The organism is Sphingomonas sp. IBVSS2 (assembly GCF_002127225.1).
Lineage (GTDB): Bacteria > Pseudomonadota > Alphaproteobacteria > Sphingomonadales > Sphingomonadaceae > Sphingomonas.
This window is the reverse complement of the sequence record NZ_NFUR01000005.1, coordinates 276,167-293,807: the sequence shown is the minus strand read 5'-3', so window position 1 is coordinate 293,807 and position 17,641 is coordinate 276,167. Positions and strand designations below refer to the sequence as shown.

At 69.4% G+C, this 17,641-nt stretch carries 22 protein-coding genes; 9 read left to right on the top strand and 13 right to left on the bottom strand.

Annotation, left to right across the window (positions count from 1 at the left end; all coding sequences use genetic code 11):
* Positions 1–24: 24 nt before the first annotated feature.
* On the bottom strand, positions 25–621 hold the full coding sequence (locus CAP40_RS16905; RefSeq protein ID WP_086130704.1) for a hypothetical protein: 597 nt from the start codon (positions 619–621) through the stop codon (positions 25–27).
* A 27-nt stretch (positions 622–648) separates the two neighbouring features.
* Here CAP40_RS16905 and CAP40_RS16900 point away from each other — a divergent pair, with 27 nt between their 5' ends.
* Positions 649–1,956, top strand: a complete 1,308-nt coding sequence (locus CAP40_RS16900; protein WP_086130703.1) for an amidohydrolase — start codon at positions 649–651, stop codon at positions 1,954–1,956.
* 282 nt (positions 1,957–2,238) lie between these two features.
* Complete coding sequence (gene arr, locus CAP40_RS16895; protein WP_086130702.1) at positions 2,239–2,625, top strand: NAD(+)--rifampin ADP-ribosyltransferase; 387 nt, start codon at positions 2,239–2,241, stop codon at positions 2,623–2,625.
* Positions 2,626–2,639: 14 nt separating this feature from the next.
* Here arr and dmeF read toward each other — a convergent pair whose 3' ends face one another.
* From dmeF to CAP40_RS16870, 5 genes are all read right to left on the bottom strand, one after another.
* The gene (gene dmeF, locus CAP40_RS16890; RefSeq protein WP_086130701.1) at positions 2,640–3,560 is read right to left on the bottom strand and encodes a CDF family Co(II)/Ni(II) efflux transporter DmeF; all 921 of its coding nucleotides are present in this window, start codon (positions 3,558–3,560) and stop codon (positions 2,640–2,642) included.
* A gap of 8 nt (positions 3,561–3,568) precedes the next feature.
* On the bottom strand, positions 3,569–3,844 hold the full coding sequence (locus CAP40_RS16885; protein WP_086130700.1) for a metal/formaldehyde-sensitive transcriptional repressor: 276 nt from the start codon (positions 3,842–3,844) through the stop codon (positions 3,569–3,571).
* Between the two features lie 75 nt (positions 3,845–3,919).
* Positions 3,920–4,339, bottom strand: coding sequence for a thioesterase family protein (locus CAP40_RS16880; protein ID WP_086130699.1), 420 nt, complete (start codon positions 4,337–4,339; stop codon positions 3,920–3,922).
* Entirely contained in the window at positions 4,336–4,905 is a 570-nt protein-coding gene (locus CAP40_RS16875; protein WP_086130698.1) for a hypothetical protein, read from the bottom strand. Before CAP40_RS16875 ends, CAP40_RS16880 begins: the two co-directional genes overlap by 4 nt.
* Positions 4,902–5,195 (bottom strand): hypothetical protein, encoded by a 294-nt coding sequence (locus CAP40_RS16870; RefSeq protein ID WP_086130697.1) that lies wholly within the window; start codon positions 5,193–5,195, stop codon positions 4,902–4,904. The genes CAP40_RS16875 and CAP40_RS16870 overlap by 4 nt, the downstream gene beginning before the upstream one ends.
* Positions 5,196–5,398: 203 nt before the next feature.
* On the opposite strand from CAP40_RS16870, the gene CAP40_RS16865 reads away from it, so the two are divergent.
* The 5 genes from CAP40_RS16865 (at position 5,399) to CAP40_RS16845 (ending at position 8,862) form a co-directional block, all read left to right on the top strand.
* Positions 5,399–5,728, top strand: a complete 330-nt coding sequence (locus CAP40_RS16865) for a helix-turn-helix transcriptional regulator (protein WP_086130816.1) — start codon at positions 5,399–5,401, stop codon at positions 5,726–5,728.
* Positions 5,725–6,189, top strand: a complete 465-nt coding sequence (locus CAP40_RS16860; RefSeq protein WP_086130696.1) for an SRPBCC domain-containing protein — start codon at positions 5,725–5,727, stop codon at positions 6,187–6,189. Before CAP40_RS16865 ends, CAP40_RS16860 begins: the two co-directional genes overlap by 4 nt.
* Before the next feature lie 25 nt (positions 6,190–6,214).
* Positions 6,215–6,658 carry a GFA family protein gene (locus tag CAP40_RS16855; protein ID WP_086130695.1) on the top strand — a complete coding sequence of 148 codons (444 nt, stop codon included), beginning with the start codon at positions 6,215–6,217 and terminating at the stop codon, positions 6,656–6,658.
* 80 nt (positions 6,659–6,738) lie between these two features.
* Positions 6,739–7,653, top strand: coding sequence for a LysR family transcriptional regulator (locus CAP40_RS16850; RefSeq protein ID WP_086130694.1), 915 nt, complete (start codon positions 6,739–6,741; stop codon positions 7,651–7,653).
* A gap of 48 nt (positions 7,654–7,701) precedes the next feature.
* Entirely contained in the window at positions 7,702–8,862 is a 1,161-nt protein-coding gene (locus CAP40_RS16845; RefSeq protein WP_086130693.1) for a lipase family protein, read from the top strand.
* A 147-nt stretch (positions 8,863–9,009) separates the two neighbouring features.
* Here the strand turns inward: CAP40_RS16845 and CAP40_RS16840 are convergent, their stop codons facing one another.
* Positions 9,010–9,357 carry a hypothetical protein gene (locus CAP40_RS16840; protein WP_086130692.1) on the bottom strand — a complete coding sequence of 116 codons (348 nt, stop codon included), beginning with the start codon at positions 9,355–9,357 and terminating at the stop codon, positions 9,010–9,012.
* Positions 9,358–9,605: 248 nt separating this feature from the next.
* Positions 9,606–10,358, bottom strand: a complete 753-nt coding sequence (locus tag CAP40_RS16835) for a Bax inhibitor-1/YccA family protein (protein ID WP_086130691.1) — start codon at positions 10,356–10,358, stop codon at positions 9,606–9,608.
* Positions 10,359–10,454: 96 nt separating this feature from the next.
* Here CAP40_RS16835 and thpR point away from each other — a divergent pair, with 96 nt between their 5' ends.
* Positions 10,455–10,988: an RNA 2',3'-cyclic phosphodiesterase gene (gene thpR / locus CAP40_RS16830; protein ID WP_086130690.1), complete on the top strand. Its 534-nt coding sequence runs from the start codon at positions 10,455–10,457 to the stop codon at positions 10,986–10,988.
* 42 nt (positions 10,989–11,030) lie between these two features.
* Here the strand turns inward: thpR and CAP40_RS16825 are convergent, their stop codons facing one another.
* A complete protein-coding gene (locus tag CAP40_RS16825) occupies positions 11,031–13,337 on the bottom strand; it encodes an ATP-binding protein (RefSeq protein WP_086130689.1) in 2,307 nt (768 codons plus the stop codon).
* A 401-nt stretch (positions 13,338–13,738) separates the two neighbouring features.
* Here CAP40_RS16825 and CAP40_RS16820 point away from each other — a divergent pair, with 401 nt between their 5' ends.
* A complete protein-coding gene (locus CAP40_RS16820) occupies positions 13,739–14,629 on the top strand; it encodes an alpha/beta fold hydrolase (RefSeq protein ID WP_179188321.1) in 891 nt (296 codons plus the stop codon).
* Between the two features lie 18 nt (positions 14,630–14,647).
* On the opposite strand, the gene CAP40_RS16815 is transcribed toward CAP40_RS16820, so the two are convergent.
* From CAP40_RS16815 to CAP40_RS16800, 4 genes are all read right to left on the bottom strand, one after another.
* Positions 14,648–15,241 carry a hypothetical protein gene (locus CAP40_RS16815; protein ID WP_086130687.1) on the bottom strand — a complete coding sequence of 198 codons (594 nt, stop codon included), beginning with the start codon at positions 15,239–15,241 and terminating at the stop codon, positions 14,648–14,650.
* Positions 15,242–15,250: 9 nt separating this feature from the next.
* A complete protein-coding gene (locus CAP40_RS16810) occupies positions 15,251–15,736 on the bottom strand; it encodes a low molecular weight protein-tyrosine-phosphatase (protein WP_256924299.1) in 486 nt (161 codons plus the stop codon).
* Positions 15,737–15,761: 25 nt separating this feature from the next.
* Positions 15,762–16,286: a superoxide dismutase family protein gene (locus CAP40_RS16805; RefSeq protein ID WP_086130685.1), complete on the bottom strand. Its 525-nt coding sequence runs from the start codon at positions 16,284–16,286 to the stop codon at positions 15,762–15,764.
* A gap of 65 nt (positions 16,287–16,351) precedes the next feature.
* A complete protein-coding gene (locus tag CAP40_RS16800) occupies positions 16,352–17,413 on the bottom strand; it encodes a hypothetical protein (RefSeq protein WP_086130684.1) in 1,062 nt (353 codons plus the stop codon).
* Positions 17,414–17,641: the final 228 nt, after the last annotated feature.

Sequence of the window (17,641 nt, the reverse complement as noted above, 5' to 3'; positions counted from 1 at the left end):
GGGGCAGAGAAAGCGCCGCTTCCCCTAAACCACCAGCCCGAACTCCTTCACGATGAACGCATAGAGTTCCGGCGCCTTCGCCTTCACGTTCTCGCGCCGGAAGGGCGGACGCGCGGCGATGCCGTGGAGGACCACGCTCGCCGTCATCGCGAAGAATTCGAACGGGTTGGTCAACATATAGGACTGGGCCGGCCAGCGCCCGCTTGCCTTCGCCTCGCCATAGAAGCGCAGCACGTCGGGATTCTCCCGCCCGCCCGGCATCCGGAGCAGCTGCCAGCGATGGATCAGCTCGTGGAGCAGCACCGGATTCTCCGCCGGCTGCGTCTCGCGCGCGAAGAACACGCCGCGCGGCCCCGCCCGCGTCCTGGTGCCCGGCTGCAGGTCCACCGTGATTCCCTGTGCCGCAAAGAAATCCCGTGCCGCGTCCGACACCCGGAGCGCCTTCACCAGCGCGATCTGCGCGGCGAGCGATGCGGCGATCGCCGGCGTCCGCTCGCCGCCCTGCCAGTCGATCGCGAAGTCCTCGGCCGCCCAGGCCCGGGCCGGCAGTGCCAGCAGCGCGGCACCGGCGAGCAGCGCCCGGCGCGAGAGGTTTGACAGCCCGGCATCCCCACGCAACATTCGCGCCTCCATGCAGCGGGGAACTTTATGCTTCGATATCTTCTTCTCGCAACAGCGATGAGCTTCTCCACGCCTTCCGCCGCCGATCCGGTGCACGACGCGACCAGGGCCGCGCTGCCCCAGCTCATGGAATTCTATCGCGACTTCCACGCCAATCCCGAACTCAGCCTCCACGAAGTGAAGACCGCCACCAAGCTCGCCGAGGAAGCGCGCAAGGCCGGTTTCAAGGTCACCGAGAAAGTGGGCGGCACCGGAGTGGTCGCGGTGCTCGAGAACGGCCCCGGCCCGGTCGTGCTGATCCGCGCCGACATGGACGGCCTGCCCGTCACCGAAACCACCGGCCTGCCCTTCGCCTCCAAGGTGCGCACCACCAATGACGAGGGGATCGAGACCGGCGTGATGCACGCCTGCGGCCACGACACCCATATGGCGAGCTGGATCGGCACGCTGCGCAACCTCGCCGCGATGAAGGCGAAATGGCACGGCACCGTCGTGATGATCGCCCAGCCGGCCGAGGAGCGCGGCATGGGCGCCCGGGCGATGATCGACGACGGGCTGTTCACCCGCTTCCCCAAGCCTCAGTTCGCGCTCGCCTTCCATGACAGCGCCAGCCAGCCCGCCGGCCAGATCGGCGTGACGCCGGGCTATGCCTTGGCGAACGTGGACTCGGTCGACGTGCTGGTGAAGGGCGTCGGCGGCCACGGCGCCTATCCGCAGACCACCCGCGACCCGATCGTCCTCGCCGCGCGTATCGTCACTTCGCTCCAGACCCTGGTCAGCCGCGAAGTCGATCCGCAGGAAGCCGCGGTCGTCACCGTCGGCATGATCAAGGGCGGCTCGACCCACAACATCATCGGCAGCGACGTCACGATGCTGCTCACCGTGCGCAGCTTCAAGCCCGAGGTCCGCAAGCTGCTGCTCGACGGCATCGCCCGGATCGCAAAGGGCGAGGCGATCGCCGCCGGCGTGCCCGAGGATCGCATGCCCGAGGTGAAGGTCCGCGACAATTTCACGCCCGCCACCTTCAACACCCAGCCGCTTTCGGATCGGATGAAGGCGCTGTGGACGGCACGCTTCGGCAAGGACCGGGTGGCCGAGACCCGCGCGGTGATGGGCGGCGAGGATTTCAGCCGCTACTGGCTGGCCGACCAGTCGATCCAGAGCCTGATCTTCTGGGTGGGCGGCGTACCGGCGGACAAATGGGCCGCGTCCGACAATGGCAGCAAGCCCCTGCCCTCGCTCCACAGCCCCTATTGGGCGCCCGACGCCGAGGCCGTGATCGGCACCGCCACCGAGGCGATGACCGCGGCGGCGCTGGACATCCTGAAGAAATAGGGCGGGCCAGGGCCGAACCCGCCCGCCGCGCCCTCCTTCCCCCGGTCAATCCCCGCTCCCGTCATCCCCGCCCTCGTGGGGATGACGGAGATAGATCAGCAAGATACCTGCTCCTCGGCCGGGCAAGGCGCATCGAGACCGTCGATTTCAGGATCGCGGGAGCGCCGGCGCTTCGCCACGGCCTCTTCCCACTATCATTGTCTAACCCGGAACCGGGCTTGCGGCAAGCCGGGGTCCCTGTTCCATGAAGCCGCCCTCGATTCGCAACTGAGGGAACGGCACATGATCTACTATCACGGTACCCGCGCGGACCTGCGCCCCGGCGACCTGATCGCCACCGGCCATGCCTCCAACTATGGCGCGCGGAAGCAGGCGGGTTGGGTCTATCTCACCGGCACGCTCGAGGCGGCGATCTGGGGCGCGGAGCTCGCCCGGGGCGCGGGGCGCGAACGGATCTACATCGTCGAGCCGACCGGCGGGATCGTCGACGATCCCAACCTCACCGACCAGAAATTCCCCGGCAATCCCACGCTCTCCTACCGCTCGCGCGCGCCGCTCCGCGTGGTCGGCGAGGTCGCCGAATGGCAGGGCCATTCCCCGGAGCAGCTGAAGCACATGAAGGACGCGATCGAACGCCTCGCGGCCCTGGGTATCGAGGCCATCGACTGAGCTCCCGCGCGGCGTCAGCGGCACTCCACGGTGAGGTGCGCCAGTTCGTGCACCGGCGCCAGCCGGGCGCGGATCGCATCCGCATCGACGCCCACCACGCTCACGATCGCCGCCCGCGCCTCGGGCCCCACGCGCCACACGTGCAGGTCGACGATCCGGGCATCGCCCCCCGCCTCGACCAGCGCGCGCACTTCCATGGCGACGGGATCGTCGGTCCGGTCGAGCAGCACCGCGGCGGTGTCGCGCATCAGCGTCCACGACCAGCGCGCGATCACCACCGCGCCGACGATCCCCATCGCCGGATCCATCCAGGCCCAGCCGAGATAGCGCCCGGCCAGCAGCGCCGCGATCGCCAGCACCGAAGTCAGCGCATCGGCGAGGACGTGCATATAGGCCGAGCGCAGATTGTTGTCGTGGCCGTGGTGATGGTCGTGGTCGTGATCGTGGTCATGATGATGCGCATGCCCGTGATGATGCCCGCCCGAGAGCAGCACCGCGCTGGCCAGGTTCACCGCCAGCCCCAGCACCGCGACGATCGTCGCTTCGCCGAACGCCACCCGGATCGGCTCGAACAGCCGCAGCACCGATTCCACGCCGATCCCCAGCGCGATCAACCCGAGCACCATCGCCGAGGCGAAGCCGGCCAGGTCGCCCACCTTGCCCGTTCCGAAGCTATAGGCGGCGCTATGCGCATGCCGCCGCGCATAGGCATAGGCGGCCGCCGCGACGGCCAGCGCGCCGGCATGCGTCGCCATGTGGAAGCCGTCGGCAAGCAGCGCCATCGATCCGGTCCAATAGCCCGCGGCGATCTCGCCCACCATCATCACCGCGGTGAGCCAGACCACCCACAGGGTCCGCCGCGCATTCGCGTCATGCGCGGCGCCGAGAAAGACGTGATCGTGCGCCAGCGCATCGATTTCGGGCAGGGTCGCCATCGGGAATCCTATTTGGAGTAGCGGCGGATCACCGCCAGCAGGTCTTCGGCCCCCTGCGCGCGCTCCGCATCGCTGAGGCCAGGATGCGCGACATGCGCCTGGAGATGGTCGGCGATGATTTCGTCGAGCAGTCCGTTCACGGCCCCGCGCACCGCCGCGACGAGCTGCAATATCTCGGCGCAGCCCGCATCGCCCTGCATCGCCCGCTCGACCGCGCCGACCTGCCCGCCGATCCGGCGGACCCGCGCCAGCAGCGCGTCGTTACCATGGGAGAGGTGAGCCATACCCATACCCCCTATGGGTATATTGGCCGAAAGTAAAGCTCCCCTGCGCGGGCAAGGCAAAGGCCGGGCCGCAAACTAGGAAGCGACGGCCATCCCGGCCGGCGGCAGGAAACATGCCACGGTGCTCGCCGGCAGCCGTGCCGGCTGGAGAGTGGCGGCGTCGACGCAGCACCAGCGCGACTTGATTTCGGCCAGCGTCCCGGTGCCGCGGCGGATCACCGTGTCGTAGAACGCGCTTTCGCGCCGCACGCTTTCGAGCACCACCGTCGCGACCAACGCGTCGGCGAGGAAGGCGGGCTTGCGATAGGTGATGTCGTGTCGCACGGCGACCCAGCGATGCGCCGCCACCGCTTCGGGCGGAGCCAGCCGTTCCCAATGATCGACCACCGCCGCCTGCACCCAGCGCAGGTAGATCGCGTTGTTCACATGCCCCAGCGCGTCGATGTCGTCCACTTCGATCCGGATGGCATAATGGTGCGGGTTGCTCGGGTTCATGGAGTTCCGTTCGAGATGCCGCGCGCCTCGGCGAGCAGGCGGTCGGCGATGTCGCGATAGAAGAGGCAGACCTCGGAGAGATCGGCAGGCGAAACGGCCAGCTCCGCGCCGACGGGCACGCGCCGCAGGACGTCGCCCTCGCCGTGCCAGCCCGCGGTCATCGCGGCTTCGCCGCGGCGGTCGCCGCGCCGCACCGTGCCCCCGCAGTGGAACAGGCAATTGCGCGAGCGCCCCAGCGCCATCAGTCGCGCATGGTCCGGATCGGGCACGCGGAGCGCGCGGCGCAGCCGGGCGAGCTTGTTCGCGGTGTTGCGCTCGCCCCTGGGCATGGCAATGCCGCGGCAGCGCGCCGCCTCGCCGACCAGCAGGTTGAGGAAACGGTCGAGTTCGCGCAGTCCGTTGCCGATCACCTTCGCCCGGTGGCGCCCCTCGATCGCGCGCGGCGCCGCGCCCGGGCCGCCCAGGCCGAGCCCCAGGAAATGCGAGCCCCGCCGCAGCGTCGCATGCGCGCGGATAAGTTCGGCGCTGGTGACGGTGACGGCATCGCGCGCCGCGCCGTGCCTCACCGCGCCCCGCGGCGCGTGGCGATCGCCTGCTCGACCGCGGCCAGCCCTTCGGCGCTCGCAATGGCGAGATCGAGCGGACGCCCGCCCAGCGCGTCGTCATGTCCGTTGAGAAAGGCAGTGGCGCCGTCGCGCCCCAGCGCCTCGAACGCGATTCGCGCAACGCGGCCCTGGCGCTCCACGCCGTCGGGCGAAAGCCGCGCTTCGGCGAATTTGCGCCGGAAGCCATTGCTCCGCGCCGGCTTGGCCGCGTCTTCTCCTGCCGGATCCTGCGGCGGCGTGTCGAGATCCAATGCGCTGCTCCCCCTTGCGTAAGCGGGAGCACGGAGGTCTCTCAGTCGCTGGCGCCTACGAGCGGAACTGGCAGCGATGGGCGCAGCCTAGCGGGTCCCCGTCGGGAAGGCCAGCCGCGATGGCACGGACCGAATCGGCCGGCCATTTGGACGGTATATCGATTAGTATTGACTAATGCATTAGTTCATACTAATTGATCCTCATGCTCCAGGCAGCCCCCCTCGACACCGTGATGCGCGCGCTCGCCGATCCCACCCGGCGGTCGGTGTTCGAACGGATCGTGCGCAGCGACCAGATCAGCGTCGCCGAGCTCACGCGCGGCAGCGGCGTCACCCAGGGGGCGATCTCGCAACATCTGAAATCGCTGAAACAGGCCGGACTCGTCGCCGAACGGCCGCAGGGGCGCCAGGTCTTCTACAGTGCGCGGCCCGACGGCCTCGATCCGCTGTTCGACTGGATGCGCCACTACGACCTGTTCTGGCGCGATCGCTTCTCCGACCTCCGCAGCCTGCTCAAGGAAATCGACCCATGACCGAAGCCGATACCGTCACCCGGCAGATCCTCGTCGAGGAGCTGCTTCCCCACGCGCCGGAACTGATCTGGAAGGCACTGACCAGCGGCGCGCTGATGGGGCGCTGGCTGATGGAGCCCAGGGGCTTCGAGCCGGTGGTGGGCAACCGCTTCACCTATCAGACCACGCCCGCCGGCGAATGGGACGGCACGATCCGGTGCGAAGTGCTCGTCGTCGTCCCCAACACCCGCTTCGCCTATAGCTGGGCCGGCGGCCACGCCGCGAACACGGGCTATGGTTCGCGGCTCGACACCGTGGTCACCTTCGATCTCGCGCCGGTGGTGGGCGGCACGCTGCTGCGCCTCACCCATTCGGGCTTCGAGCTGCCGCGCAACGAGACTGCCTTCGCCAATATGCATCGCGGCTGGGAGAAGGTGGTGAAGCAGGTCGGCACCGTCGCGGCCGAGGCCGAGGCCGACTGAACCACGATCCAGCAAGGAGCGGACGATGCCCGGAAGCCTGCCCTATACCGGCCGCTGCGCCTGCGGCGCGATCGGCTATGAAGTCACCGGCACGCCGGTCGACATGAACCACTGCCAGTGCCGCCAGTGCCAGCTCGCCAGCGGCACCGGCCACAGCTCGCATCTCACCTTCTTCGGCGCCGATGTCCGCACCACCGGCACGCCGAGCCGCTGGGAAACGACGGGCGAGCAGGGCACGCGCAAGAGCCGGGCCTTTTGCGGCACCTGCGGCGCCCCGGTCTTCATGACCTTCCCCGACATTCCCGAGCTGTTCATCGTCAGCCCGGCCACGCTCGACGCGCCCGAGCGCTTCGTGCCCAATGTCGCGCTGTGGACGGTGGCGGCGCAGCCCTGGGACTATCTCGATCCGGCGCTGCAACGCTTCGAGAAGCTCCCCGCCACGGCCCGGACCGAGCAGGGCTGGGAATAGCGCGGCCATGCGGGCCGCCGGCACGCAACCCGTCCATCCCACTGGCGCCCGGCATTAGCTGAACTTATGCTCGGCGCCCGATGGTCCGCCCCCACCTCCCCCTCAATGCCCTGCGCGCCTTCGAGGCATCGGCACGGCATCTGAGCTTCACCCGCGCCGCGATCGAGCTGTGCGTGACGCAAGCCGCGATCAGCCATCAGGTGAAGGGGCTGGAACAGCGCCTGGGCACCCAGCTCTTCCGCCGCCTGCCGCGCGGGCTCGCGCTCACCGACGAAGGGCTCGCGCTGCTCCCCGCCCTGGGGGACAGCTTCGATCGCATCGCCGAGCTGGTCGAGAGCATCGCCAGCGGCACCGCCGCGCAGCTGCTCTCGGTGGCCGCGGTGGGCACCTTCGCCACCGGCTGGCTGTTCCCCCGGCTCCCCGCCTTCCACGCCGAGCATCCGCGCATCGACCTGCGCCTGTTCACCAACAACAACCGTGTCGACCTGGCCGGCGAAGGGCTCGACTACGCCATTCGCTTCGGTGCCGGCGCCTGGCACGGCACCGAAGCGGTGCCGCTGGTGGAAACGCCGCTCACGCCGCTCTGCACCCCCGAACTGGCCGCGCGCCTCGCCACCCCAGCGGATCTACTCGCCCTGCCGCTGCTGCGCTCCTATCGCGCCGACGAGTGGCCGCGCTGGCTCGCTCAGGCCGGCATCGCCCCGCCGCCCCTGCGCGGCCCGGTGTTCGACAGTTCGCTGGCAATGGCCGAGGCGGCGATCCTGGGCATGGGCGTCGCGCTCGCCCCGCCGGCGATGCTTTCCCGCCATCTGGACGAAGGCCGGCTCGTCCGCCCCTTCGCGCTCGAAGTCTCGACCGGGCGCTACTGGCTCACCTGGCTCCAGTCGCGCACGCCCAGCCCGGCGATGATCGCGTTCCGGGAATGGGTCGTGGCGGAGGCATGCGCGCCCGATCCCGGCATCGCCACGAACCGCGCCCTGGCCCGTGCCGGTTGAGGTAGGGCGCCCGATCTGGGATAAGCGGCGCATCGAAGGAGGCTCGTCATGCTGCGCACCCTCTTGTCCGCCATCCTGCTCCTCATCGCCCTGCCCGCCACCGCGCTCGCCCAGAGGCCTGGCCAAAGGCCGGCGGAGTCCCCCGGCACGCTGATCTCCGCCGAGCCGGTCTCCGGCGGGACGGACGCGATGCGCAGCTGGCGCATCGCCTATTGGACCAGCGACGCGCGCGGCCGGGCCATCCGAGTCACCGGCATGATCGTCGCCCCGCGCGACCGTGTGCCGTCGCCCGCGCCGCGCCGGGTGATCGCCTGGACGCACGGCACCTGGGGCGTGGTCGAGCGATGCGCGCCGTCGCTGAGCCCCGATTTCTGGCAGGCGACGCCTGCGCTCGCGGACATGATCGCGCGCGGCTATCTGGTGGTCGCGCCCGATTATCCGGGGCTCGGCTCGCCCATGGCCCATCCCTATCTGATCGGCATCGACACCGCCCGCGCGGTGCTCGACGCGGTGCGCGCCGCCCGGTCGCTGCGCGAGGCCCGGGCCGGCGCCGATTTCGCGGTCTGGGGCGAATCGCAGGGCGGCCATGCGGCGCTGTGGACCGCGGCGGCGGCCGCGCGCTATGCGCCCGAACTGCGCCTGCTCGGCACCGCCGCCGCGGCGCCGCCCACCGATCTCGCCGCCAATCTCCGCTCGGGCAGCGATGCCAATGTCCGCGCGATGCTGGCGGCCTATGCGGCCTATAGCTGGTCGCAGCATTTCGGCCATCCGCTCTCCAGCCTGTTCAACAAGACCAATGCCGGAGTGGCCACCCGCCTTGCGCGCAACAATTGCGTCGAGCTCGGCAAGAAGCCGCGGCTCGGCACGATCCTCGGCATCGCCGCGATCCGGGGCGCGCTGCGCAGCAAGGACATGGGCAGCACCCCGCCCTGGGCCGGCATCGCCCATGCCAACAGCGTCGCCCCCGCCGCCGTGCCCGGGCCCCTGCTGATCGCGCAGGGCGCCGCCGACACCGTGGTGGCACCGGCGGTGACGCTGGCCTTTGCCCGCCAGCGCTGCCGCACCGGGGCGCCGCTCCGCTACGTCTCGCTGCCCGGCGGCGACCATGCCGCCGCCGCGCGCGATGCCGGCGCCGCCAGGACCACGCTCGACTGGATCGATGCGCGCTTCGCCGGGCAAAGGCCGCCGAGCGATTGCGGGCGGATCTAGGGCTATCGGGGGTCGTTTCTCCGCCTGCCGGAAAGGCCGGCATGCGTGCGCCCCGGACTCCCATGTCCGTCGCCCCGGGCACGGGCCCGAAGCGACGGAAGCACAGGGAGCCGTTGCGGCCGCGCTACTTCAGATGCCGATACGGCCCTAGCCGAGACCGATCTTCGCCAGGATCCGGCCGATGACGCCCTTGTCCTCGCTCTGCACCAGCCTGGCTTCCTTTCTGGGATCATAGCCCGAGCTTTCGGGAAGGTCGCCGCCGCGATGGCTGTGCACCGGCTGGGTCGAGGCGGGCGGGTCCGACGCGTCCATCGATTCGTCGAGCGCCCGGTCGAGCCGGGCCTCCTTGCTTTCGGGGTTGCGCGCCAGCCGCTCGGCGATCGATTCGTCGGTGCCGGCATCGGCCGATTGCGCGGCCGTGCGCTTGGTTTCCTCATCCGGGCCCGGTACCGCCGACAGGGGGTCCAGCGCCGGGTCGATCGGGTTCGCGTCCATGACTCACTCTCCTGAGCGTTGCCGGGCTGTAACGAACGCCCTTCGATTCGCGTTCCCCGCGCCGGGCACAAGGAAAGGCGATCGCATCGCTTGCAGGCAGGCGACAGGACAATGGCCTTCCCCGGAGGGGGAGGAATGGGAAGCAGGCAAGCGACCCAGTGCCGCCAAAAAGAAAACGGCCCGGCGAGTTTCCCCGCCGGGCCGCATTTCCCGAGGCTCGGTGCCGCGCCAGGCGCGGCGCCGCCGGATCAGTTCCGCTGGCTGCCGAACAGGCGCAGCAGGAACAGGAACATGTTGATGAAGTCGAGGTAGAGCGTCAGCGCGCCCATCACCACCGTCTTGCCCATCATGTCCGTGCCCTGGACGTAGAAATAGAGGCTCTTGATCTTCTGCGTGTCATAGGCGGTGAGGCCGGCGAACAGCAGCACGCCGATCACGCTGATCGCCAGGCTCAGCGGGCCCGAGCCGATGAACAGGTTGACGATCGAGGCGACGATCAGGCCGACGACGCCCATGATCAGGAACGTGCCCCAGCCCGAAAGATCGCGCTTGGTGGTGTAGCCCCACAGGCTCAGACCGGCGAAGCCCGCCGCGGTGCCGAAGAACACCTGCGCGATCGAGCTGTCGGTATATCGCAGGAAGATCGTCGACAGCGACAGGCCCATCGTCGTCGCATAGACCCAGTAGAGCGCCTGCATCGCCGGGGTGGAGAGGCTGCGCTGCGCGAAGCTCATCACCAGCACGATGCCGAGCGGCGCCAGCATCACCAGCCAGCCGAGCAGCGACGGCGCGACCCGGCCATTCTCCTGCACCGCGAACAGCGTGTCGATCGCACCGCTCTTGGCGAAGACGAACGCGACGATGCCCGTCAGCAGCACGCCCGACGCCATGTAGTTGTAGACGGACAGCATATAGGACCTGAGCCCCGCGTCGCGCGCATCAGCGCCCGCGCCGGCGGTCACATAGGGCGCGCCCGTCCGGGGATCCGACCAGTCAGCCATTTCAAAACTCCTTTGCCCGGCACCTGCCGGTGTCCGTGAATATCGCCCCCGCGCCGGGTGTTTTCAAGCAAAACCGGGCGCGCTAGTGCCCGGGCCATGATCCGCCTGTTCGTCGGCCTGCGTCCGCCCGCTCCGATCCGCGCCCAGCTGCGCGCGCTGATGGGCGGCATTCCCGGCGCCCGCTGGCAGGACGACGGCCAGCTCCACATCACCCTGCGCTTCATCGGCGAAGTCGACGAGCGCGCCGCCGAGGATGCCGCGCTGGCGCTCTCGGCCGTGCGCTGGCCGCCGCTCGCGGTCGCGCTGGAGGGCGTCGGCACCTTTGACAGCCGCGGCCGGATCAACGCGGTCTGGGCCGGCATCCGCCCGCGCGAGGGGCTCGCCGGGCTCCACCGCAAGATCGACCAGGCACTGGTCCGCGCCGGCCAGCCGCCCGAGCGCCGCGCCTATCTCCCCCACATCACGCTGGCCCGGATGAACGCCCCCGCCGAGGCCGCCGCGCGCTTCGTCGAGGCGCATGCCGGCCTCGCCAGCCCGCCCTTCACGCTCGACCATTTCCACCTGTTCGAGAGCCATCTCGGCCATGAAGGCGCCCGCTATGAGGCAGTGGAACGCTATCCGCTCGCTTGACTCCCCTCCCTTGCAGGGAGGGGAGAATTATGAATCGCCAACCTAGCCCCGCTTCCTCGCCTCCAGCACCGCGCGCACCTTCCGCGCCAGCTGCTCGCGCGTATAGGGCTTGGAGAGCAGCTCCACGCCCGCGTCGAGCCGCCCGTCATGCACGATGGCGTTCTCGGTATAGCCCGAGGTGAACAGCACCGTGAGCGCGGGCAGCCGCGCGCGCGCCAGCCGCGCCAGCTCGGGGCTCTTCAGCGTGCCCGGCATCACCACATCGGTGAACAGCAGGTCGATCGCCACCCCGCTCTCGATCACGCTCAGCGCGCTCTGCGCGTCGTTGGCCCGCAGCACGACATAGCCCAGGTCGGTCAGCAGCTCGACCACCGTCGCCTGCACGTCCGGATCGTCCTCGGCCACCAGGATCGTCTCGTCGCCGCCGCGCATCGTCACGGTCTCGGGCGAGGCGGCCACCATTTCCTCGCGCCCGCGCACGCGCGGCAGGTAGAGCTTCAGCGTCGTGCCGTGGCCGAGCTCGGAATAGATCTTCACATGGCCGCCCGACTGCTTGACGAAGCCATAGACCATCGAGAGCCCCAGCCCCGATCCCTGCCCCTCGGGCTTGGTCGAGAAGAAGGGCTCGAACACCTGCTCGATCAGCCCGGGATCGATGCCGGTGCCGGTATCGGTCACCGCCAGCATCACATATTGGCCCGGCGGCACGTCATCCAGCCCGCTGGTATAGGCATCGTCGAGCGAGGCGTTGGCCGCCTCGATCGTCAGCTTGCCCGTGCCCGCCATCGCGTCGCGCGCGTTGATCGCGAGGTTGAGGATCGCATTCTCCAGCTGGGTCGGGTCGGCCTGGCAGTTCCACAATCCGCCGGAGGTGATCACTTCGATCGCGATCGCCTCGCCCAGCGCGCGGCGCAGCATGTCCTCCATGCCGCCCAGGAACCGGCCGATGTTGAGCACCCGCGGCTCGAGCGGCTGGCGCCGGCCGAAGGCGAGCAGCTGGCTCGCCAGCTTCGATCCGCGCTGCACCCCCGCCAGCGCATTCGCCACCCGCCGCTCGGCCTTGTCGTTGCCCTGCACGTCGCGCGCGAGCAGCTGGAGGTTGCCCGAGATCACCTGGAGCAGGTTGTTGAAATCATGCGCCACGCCGCCGGTCAGCTTGCCGATCGTCTCCATCTTCTGCGCCTGCTGGAGCGCGGCGAACACCGTCTCGCGCTCGGCCACCGCTTCGGTGACGCGCGTCTCCAGCCGCTCGTTGAGCAGGCGCAGCTCTTCCTCGGCGACGGCGCGGCGCGCCAGCTCGCGTTCCACCGCCTCGAACAGCCGGGCATTGTCCATCGCCAGCGCCGCCTGGCCGGCCAGGCTCACCAGGCTCGCCTCGGCCGCGGCGCTGAACCGGCCGGGCTCGGGATGGCCGTAGAGCAGGCCGCCGATCACGTCGCCCGCCGGCGTGCGCACCGGCACGGCCAGATAGGAGCGCACCGGCAGATGCCCCTCGGGCATGCCCCTGAACGGCGCGTTCCGGCCATAGCGGGGATCCGCAGTGACGTCGTCGACGCGGATGATGCCCGTGCCGGCGAAGGTCGGTTCGAACAATCGGGTGATCCGCGGCATCGGGAACTTGTCGAACACCGAGCGCGGCGCGCCGGACAGCGCATAGAGCATGTAGCGCTCGCCCTCGGCCTCGTCGGTGCTGTTGTAGAAGAAGGCGCCGAACTTCGCCCCGATCAGCGCCACCCCCGCATCCACCGCGGTCTGCGCAACGCGCGCGCTGTCGCGCTCGCCGGTGATCGCGGTGCCCGCCTGGTTGACCACTTCCAGGGTGCGCGACTTCTCCTCGAGCGCCTCGCGCACGTCGCGCTCGCGCGCCACCATGTGGAAATGCTCGGTCCGGTCGGCGCTGGTGCCGAAGATGCCCACCACCTTGCCCGCGGCGTCGCGGATCGGCGTCATCGACAGATCGACATGGATGTCGATCTTCTCGCCGCCGCCACGCGTGGTCTGCACGTGCAGGCCGGGGCGGAGCACGGGCTCGCCGGCGAACGCCCGCTCGAAATAGGTGCCCACCTTCTCCCAGACGGCCGGCCAGCTCTTGCGATAGGAACGGCCGAAGATCCGGACATTCTCGTCGCGATAGGCGTCGAGGATCCGATCGTTGTAGAAGAACAGATAGTCCGGCCCCCAGGTGACGAAGGCCCGTTGCGGCGAAGCGAGCATCAGGTCGATCGCTTGCCTGAGCTCGCGCGGCCAGCCCGCGACCGGGCCAAGCTCCGGCACCACGAAGTCGGCCGCCCGCAGCCTTTCCCCTGTCTCTCCGCCGTGGCTGGGCCAGGCGGCATCGGCTTCAGCCATCCATGCTCCCCATGCGCCCCGCCCCGGCCGTGGTTTATACATGCTAGTTCCGCCGGGAAAAGACGCCGCCACGACGAAGGAAGCCGGCACCCCGATCGGGTCCTCCCTCTAGTGCCCGCCGCGCTTCCCCGGCAGCTTCACGATCCCGAAGCCCAGGGCGAGACCGAGCAATATGCCGATCGCCATGTTGCCGATCAGCGCGCCGAATATCACGCCGATCACGATGCCGAGGGGAAATCCTGTCGCAGTCCTTTGCATCACGCGCCTCTCGCCATCCGCCCGCATCCGGGGATGCGGTTCGTAGGGTCATGCCCCCGCCCGGGTCAACGCGCACGGGCCGCCGGCATTGTGAGCGGTGCCCGATCCATGCTTACATCTTCGCCCTAGACCGGGAGGCCCCTATGCACACCATGCTCGTCGCCAAGCTCATGTCCTGCGCGGTCCTCCTCGCTTCCGCCACGATCGCGGCGGCCCAGGAAAAGCCCGCCGGCGATCGCTTCGATGTCGGCGGACGGTCGATCCGCCTGTCGTGCAAGGGCAGCGGCGGGCCGACGGTGGTGATCGACGCCGGCATGGGGACGGCGCCGGTCGAAGATCCGGGCTGGCGGGGCATAGCGGATCAGGTGGCACCGGTTGCCCGGGTCTGCCTCTATGATCGTGCCGGTCTCGGCGGGAGCGATCCGGCACCGGCCGGGGCGCGCTCCAGCCGGGATGCCGCCCGCGACTTGCATGCGGCCCTGTCGGCCGCGGGCGAGAAGGGGCCGTACCTCCTCGTCGGCCATTCGATCGGCGGGCTCCATTCCCAGGTGTTCGCGGCGCAATATCCGGCCGACACGGCGGGGCTGGTGCTGGTGTCGACAACCCATCCCGACCAGTTCTCGAAATGGCTCGCGCAGCTGCCCGCACCGGCGCCGGGCGAGGAAAAGGCCGTCACCGAAGCGCGTGCCTTCCTCATGAGCGTGCAGGCGGATCCAGCCAGGAACGACGAGCGGCTCGACATGCGCGCCAGCGCCGCACAGGCGCATCTGCTCACTTCGCTCGGGAACAAGCCGGTGATCGTCGCGACCCACAGCCCGCGCTTCCGCATGGTCCCCGGATTGCCGGAACCGATCGCCGTCAAATTGGAGGACGCCACCCAGAAGATGCAGCGTGAATTCCTGACCCTGTCGACCAACGCCCATCAGAACATCGCCGAACGCGCGGGACACGGCCTCCCGCACGAAGCCCCGCAATTCGTGGTCGACAATATCCTGCAGGGCGTCGCGGCGGTTCGAGGCCAGCCGGTTCACTAGAGCAGCTGGAGCAACGCGTTACTCGTAGTTCGAATTCTGTACGGCGAAGCCGTGTTTCTCCGGATTCGCGGCAAGTGCCGCCATAAGCAGGCATTCGGACTGCGGTTCGTCTTCCGGAAATGGAATGCGGACGGATTGCCGTTCTACCGACAAGGCGCCCGGCCTGGCCCCGCAGAATTCCTCCAGCGAACGCGCGAACGCCCCGAGCGAAAGCTTTCCCGGCATGAACTGCGGAGAGCTTTTCCCTGGCCGATGTTCTCGCAGCCAAGAAATCGCAAGCTTCTGCATATAGAGCGCGAACTCGGCCTTCCAGGCCGGCAGATACGCATCCTCGAACGATTGGTCCGATTTGCTTATCCCGTATTGCGCCTGCTCGAGCGTGCGCGCCAAGCAGCGCATCTTCGCCTCCGGATAGGGCGCGACGTGACTGAAGACGAGATAGTTCCTGGGGTTTCCGTCCCCCTGCTCGTTCACTTGCACCGCGTCCGCCGGATCGATGCCACAGGCCCGCAGCCCGGCGATCAGGCGCTGGTCCGTCATTGTCACCGGTTTCGCCTCATTGCCGCAACTCGCGAGCATCAGGCAGGATGCGAACAGCCGGAACTCCTTCATGCACCAGGGCTACATGGTGCCGGCGGATTTTGGAAAGCGCCGCCCCAGCCGCCCCACCAGCGCATCCGCCGCCGCGCGCACCTCGGCCCAGGTCGTGTCGAAGTCGCGGTCCGTCCCGAAATAGGGATCGGCGACCGAGCTGCCCTCGCGCCCCGGCACATAGTCCATCAGCAGCCGGACTTCCGCCGTGCCGTCCGCCGGCGCGATCGCCATGAGGTCGCGCAGATTCTGGTCGTCGAGCGCCAGCACATGGTCGAAGCGGCGGAAATCCTCCGGCCGCACCTGCCGTGCCCTGAGGCCGGAAATGTCCACCCCGTGCCGCCGCGCCGCCGCCTGGGCGCGGCGATCGGGGGGCGCGCCGACATGCCAGTCGCCGGTCCCCGCCGAATCCACGACGATGTCGAGTCCGGCGCGCTCCGCCGCCGCCCGCAGCGCGCCTTCGGCAAGCGGCGAGCGGCAGATATTGCCCAGGCACACGAACAGCACCGACGTCACGAAACCTCCCCCGGCGCGCGCCGCATCACATCGCGTGGAAGACGCCGCAGGCGATGCGCCCGCCCGAATTGCCCGAGGGATCGGTCTTGTAGTCGTCGGCATTGGCATGGACGACGAGCGCGGCGCCGTCCGCGTCCATCAGCCCCGCATAGGTGCCGCCCGGCAGCACGAAGATCGTGCGGTCGCGGCCATCCTCGCCCACCGAGAGATTGGGCATGTCGCCGGCATGCGGGCCCATCGGATTGTCCTTGCCGTGCTGGTGCGCGGTCGGGTTCCAATGGCCGCCGGCGCTGGCGAAGTCCGGCCCCTCGCACTTGCCCACGGTGTGGACGTGCGTGCCGTGCACGCCCTTGGTCAGGCCGTGCACTTCCACCATCACGCGGATCGACCCGTCGACTTCCTCGGCGATCGCCTTGCCGACATCGGTGCCGTCGGCCATCTTGAGGTCCGCCTGGGCGCGGGCATGGCCGGCCATGTAGCGCGCATCCTTTTGCGGGCTCGCGCAGCCCGCCACCGCCAACAACCCCGCCGCCACCAGCAAACCACGCATCGCCCTGCACTCCGGATAAATGTTCCCGTCACGTAATGGATGGCCACGCCGCCGGTTCCAAGGGGTCAGCGCAAACATTCTCCGTCCGCCTTGCCGGAGACGCTGCCCACCCCGAGGATGATCTTGGCGCGCCGTTCGAACGTCAGCGCCTGCCAGCGCCCCGAATTGCCGATCGCGGTGCGGCTGCGCAGGAAGGTGAGGTGGAGCATCTCATATTGCTCCGGATCGATCCGCCGCCGATCGAGCAGGCAGCCCCAGCGATCGAGGTTCCAGGCCCAGTCCCGCTGCACGCCGTCCTGGTCGATCGAGCGCGACAGGGCGCCGTACCAGGCGAAGATCGCGCCGAGCCGGTCCCAGCGATCGCCCTCGGGCATCGCCGCGAGCTTGCGCCGCAGCCGCGCCAGGTCCTCGTCCAGCGGGAAGCCGCCCTGCTGCACCTTCGTATCCACGGCCCAGCGCACCTTGCGCAGCGTGATCGGCCCTTCGGGGAACACCCGCAACAGGTCCTGCCGCACCGCCTCGAGCAGCACCAGATAGGTGTCGAGCTGCACCTGCAGCATCGCATCGCTCTCGAACAGCGCATTGAATTCGCCCCACAGGACGGGATCGAGCTTCCCGTCCGGCCCGTGCGCCGCCAGGATCTTCTCGCGGCATCCGGGCTTCACCGGCACCGCCAGGCAGGCGTGCGAGAAGATCGTCTTGCCATGGACCGGCATCAGCGCCTTGCGCGTGCGGCGGAAATTGCCGCGCTGCGCCCGTTTCCACGCCTTGAGCAGGGGTTGCAGGCTTCCCGTCCCGAAATTCCACTGCGCCATGCCGACCGAGACGAGCTGGCTGTCGAAATTGCCCACCGGCATCGCCCAGCAGCCCATCGTCTCGGGGATCGAAGTCTCGCGCATCTGTGCGAAGATCGCCGCGCGGTCGAGCCCGATCGCCCCCAGCCGCGCCGCGCTGCCGGCATCGATGACGAGGAAGGGCAGGTCGCCCACTTCGCGGCAGGCCGGCCGCTCGGGCGGCGCAGGGGGCACGGGCGGCGCGGGCACGGACGGCACCGGCACGGTCTGCGCTGCTGCCGGCGCGGCGACCGTGCCGAGCGCCAGCAGCGGCGCGGCGATCCAGGATTTCATGCGACTCCCCTCGTCTCTTTACCGCGCTTGTCCCGCGCCGCGCCCGCGCGGGCAAGGGCCGGCTTGGGCCGTGCCGGGCCGAACATGGTTACCCGATTGGACGGTTTCGGCTGATTTTCCTCGGGAATCCGCCATTTCCTGCTACTCAAATTGGCGAAATGGCGCGTCCCCGGGCTAGCTGCCGGCGCCCGCAGCGGCGAGTATCGGCGCAGAGCATGTCGATCCGCC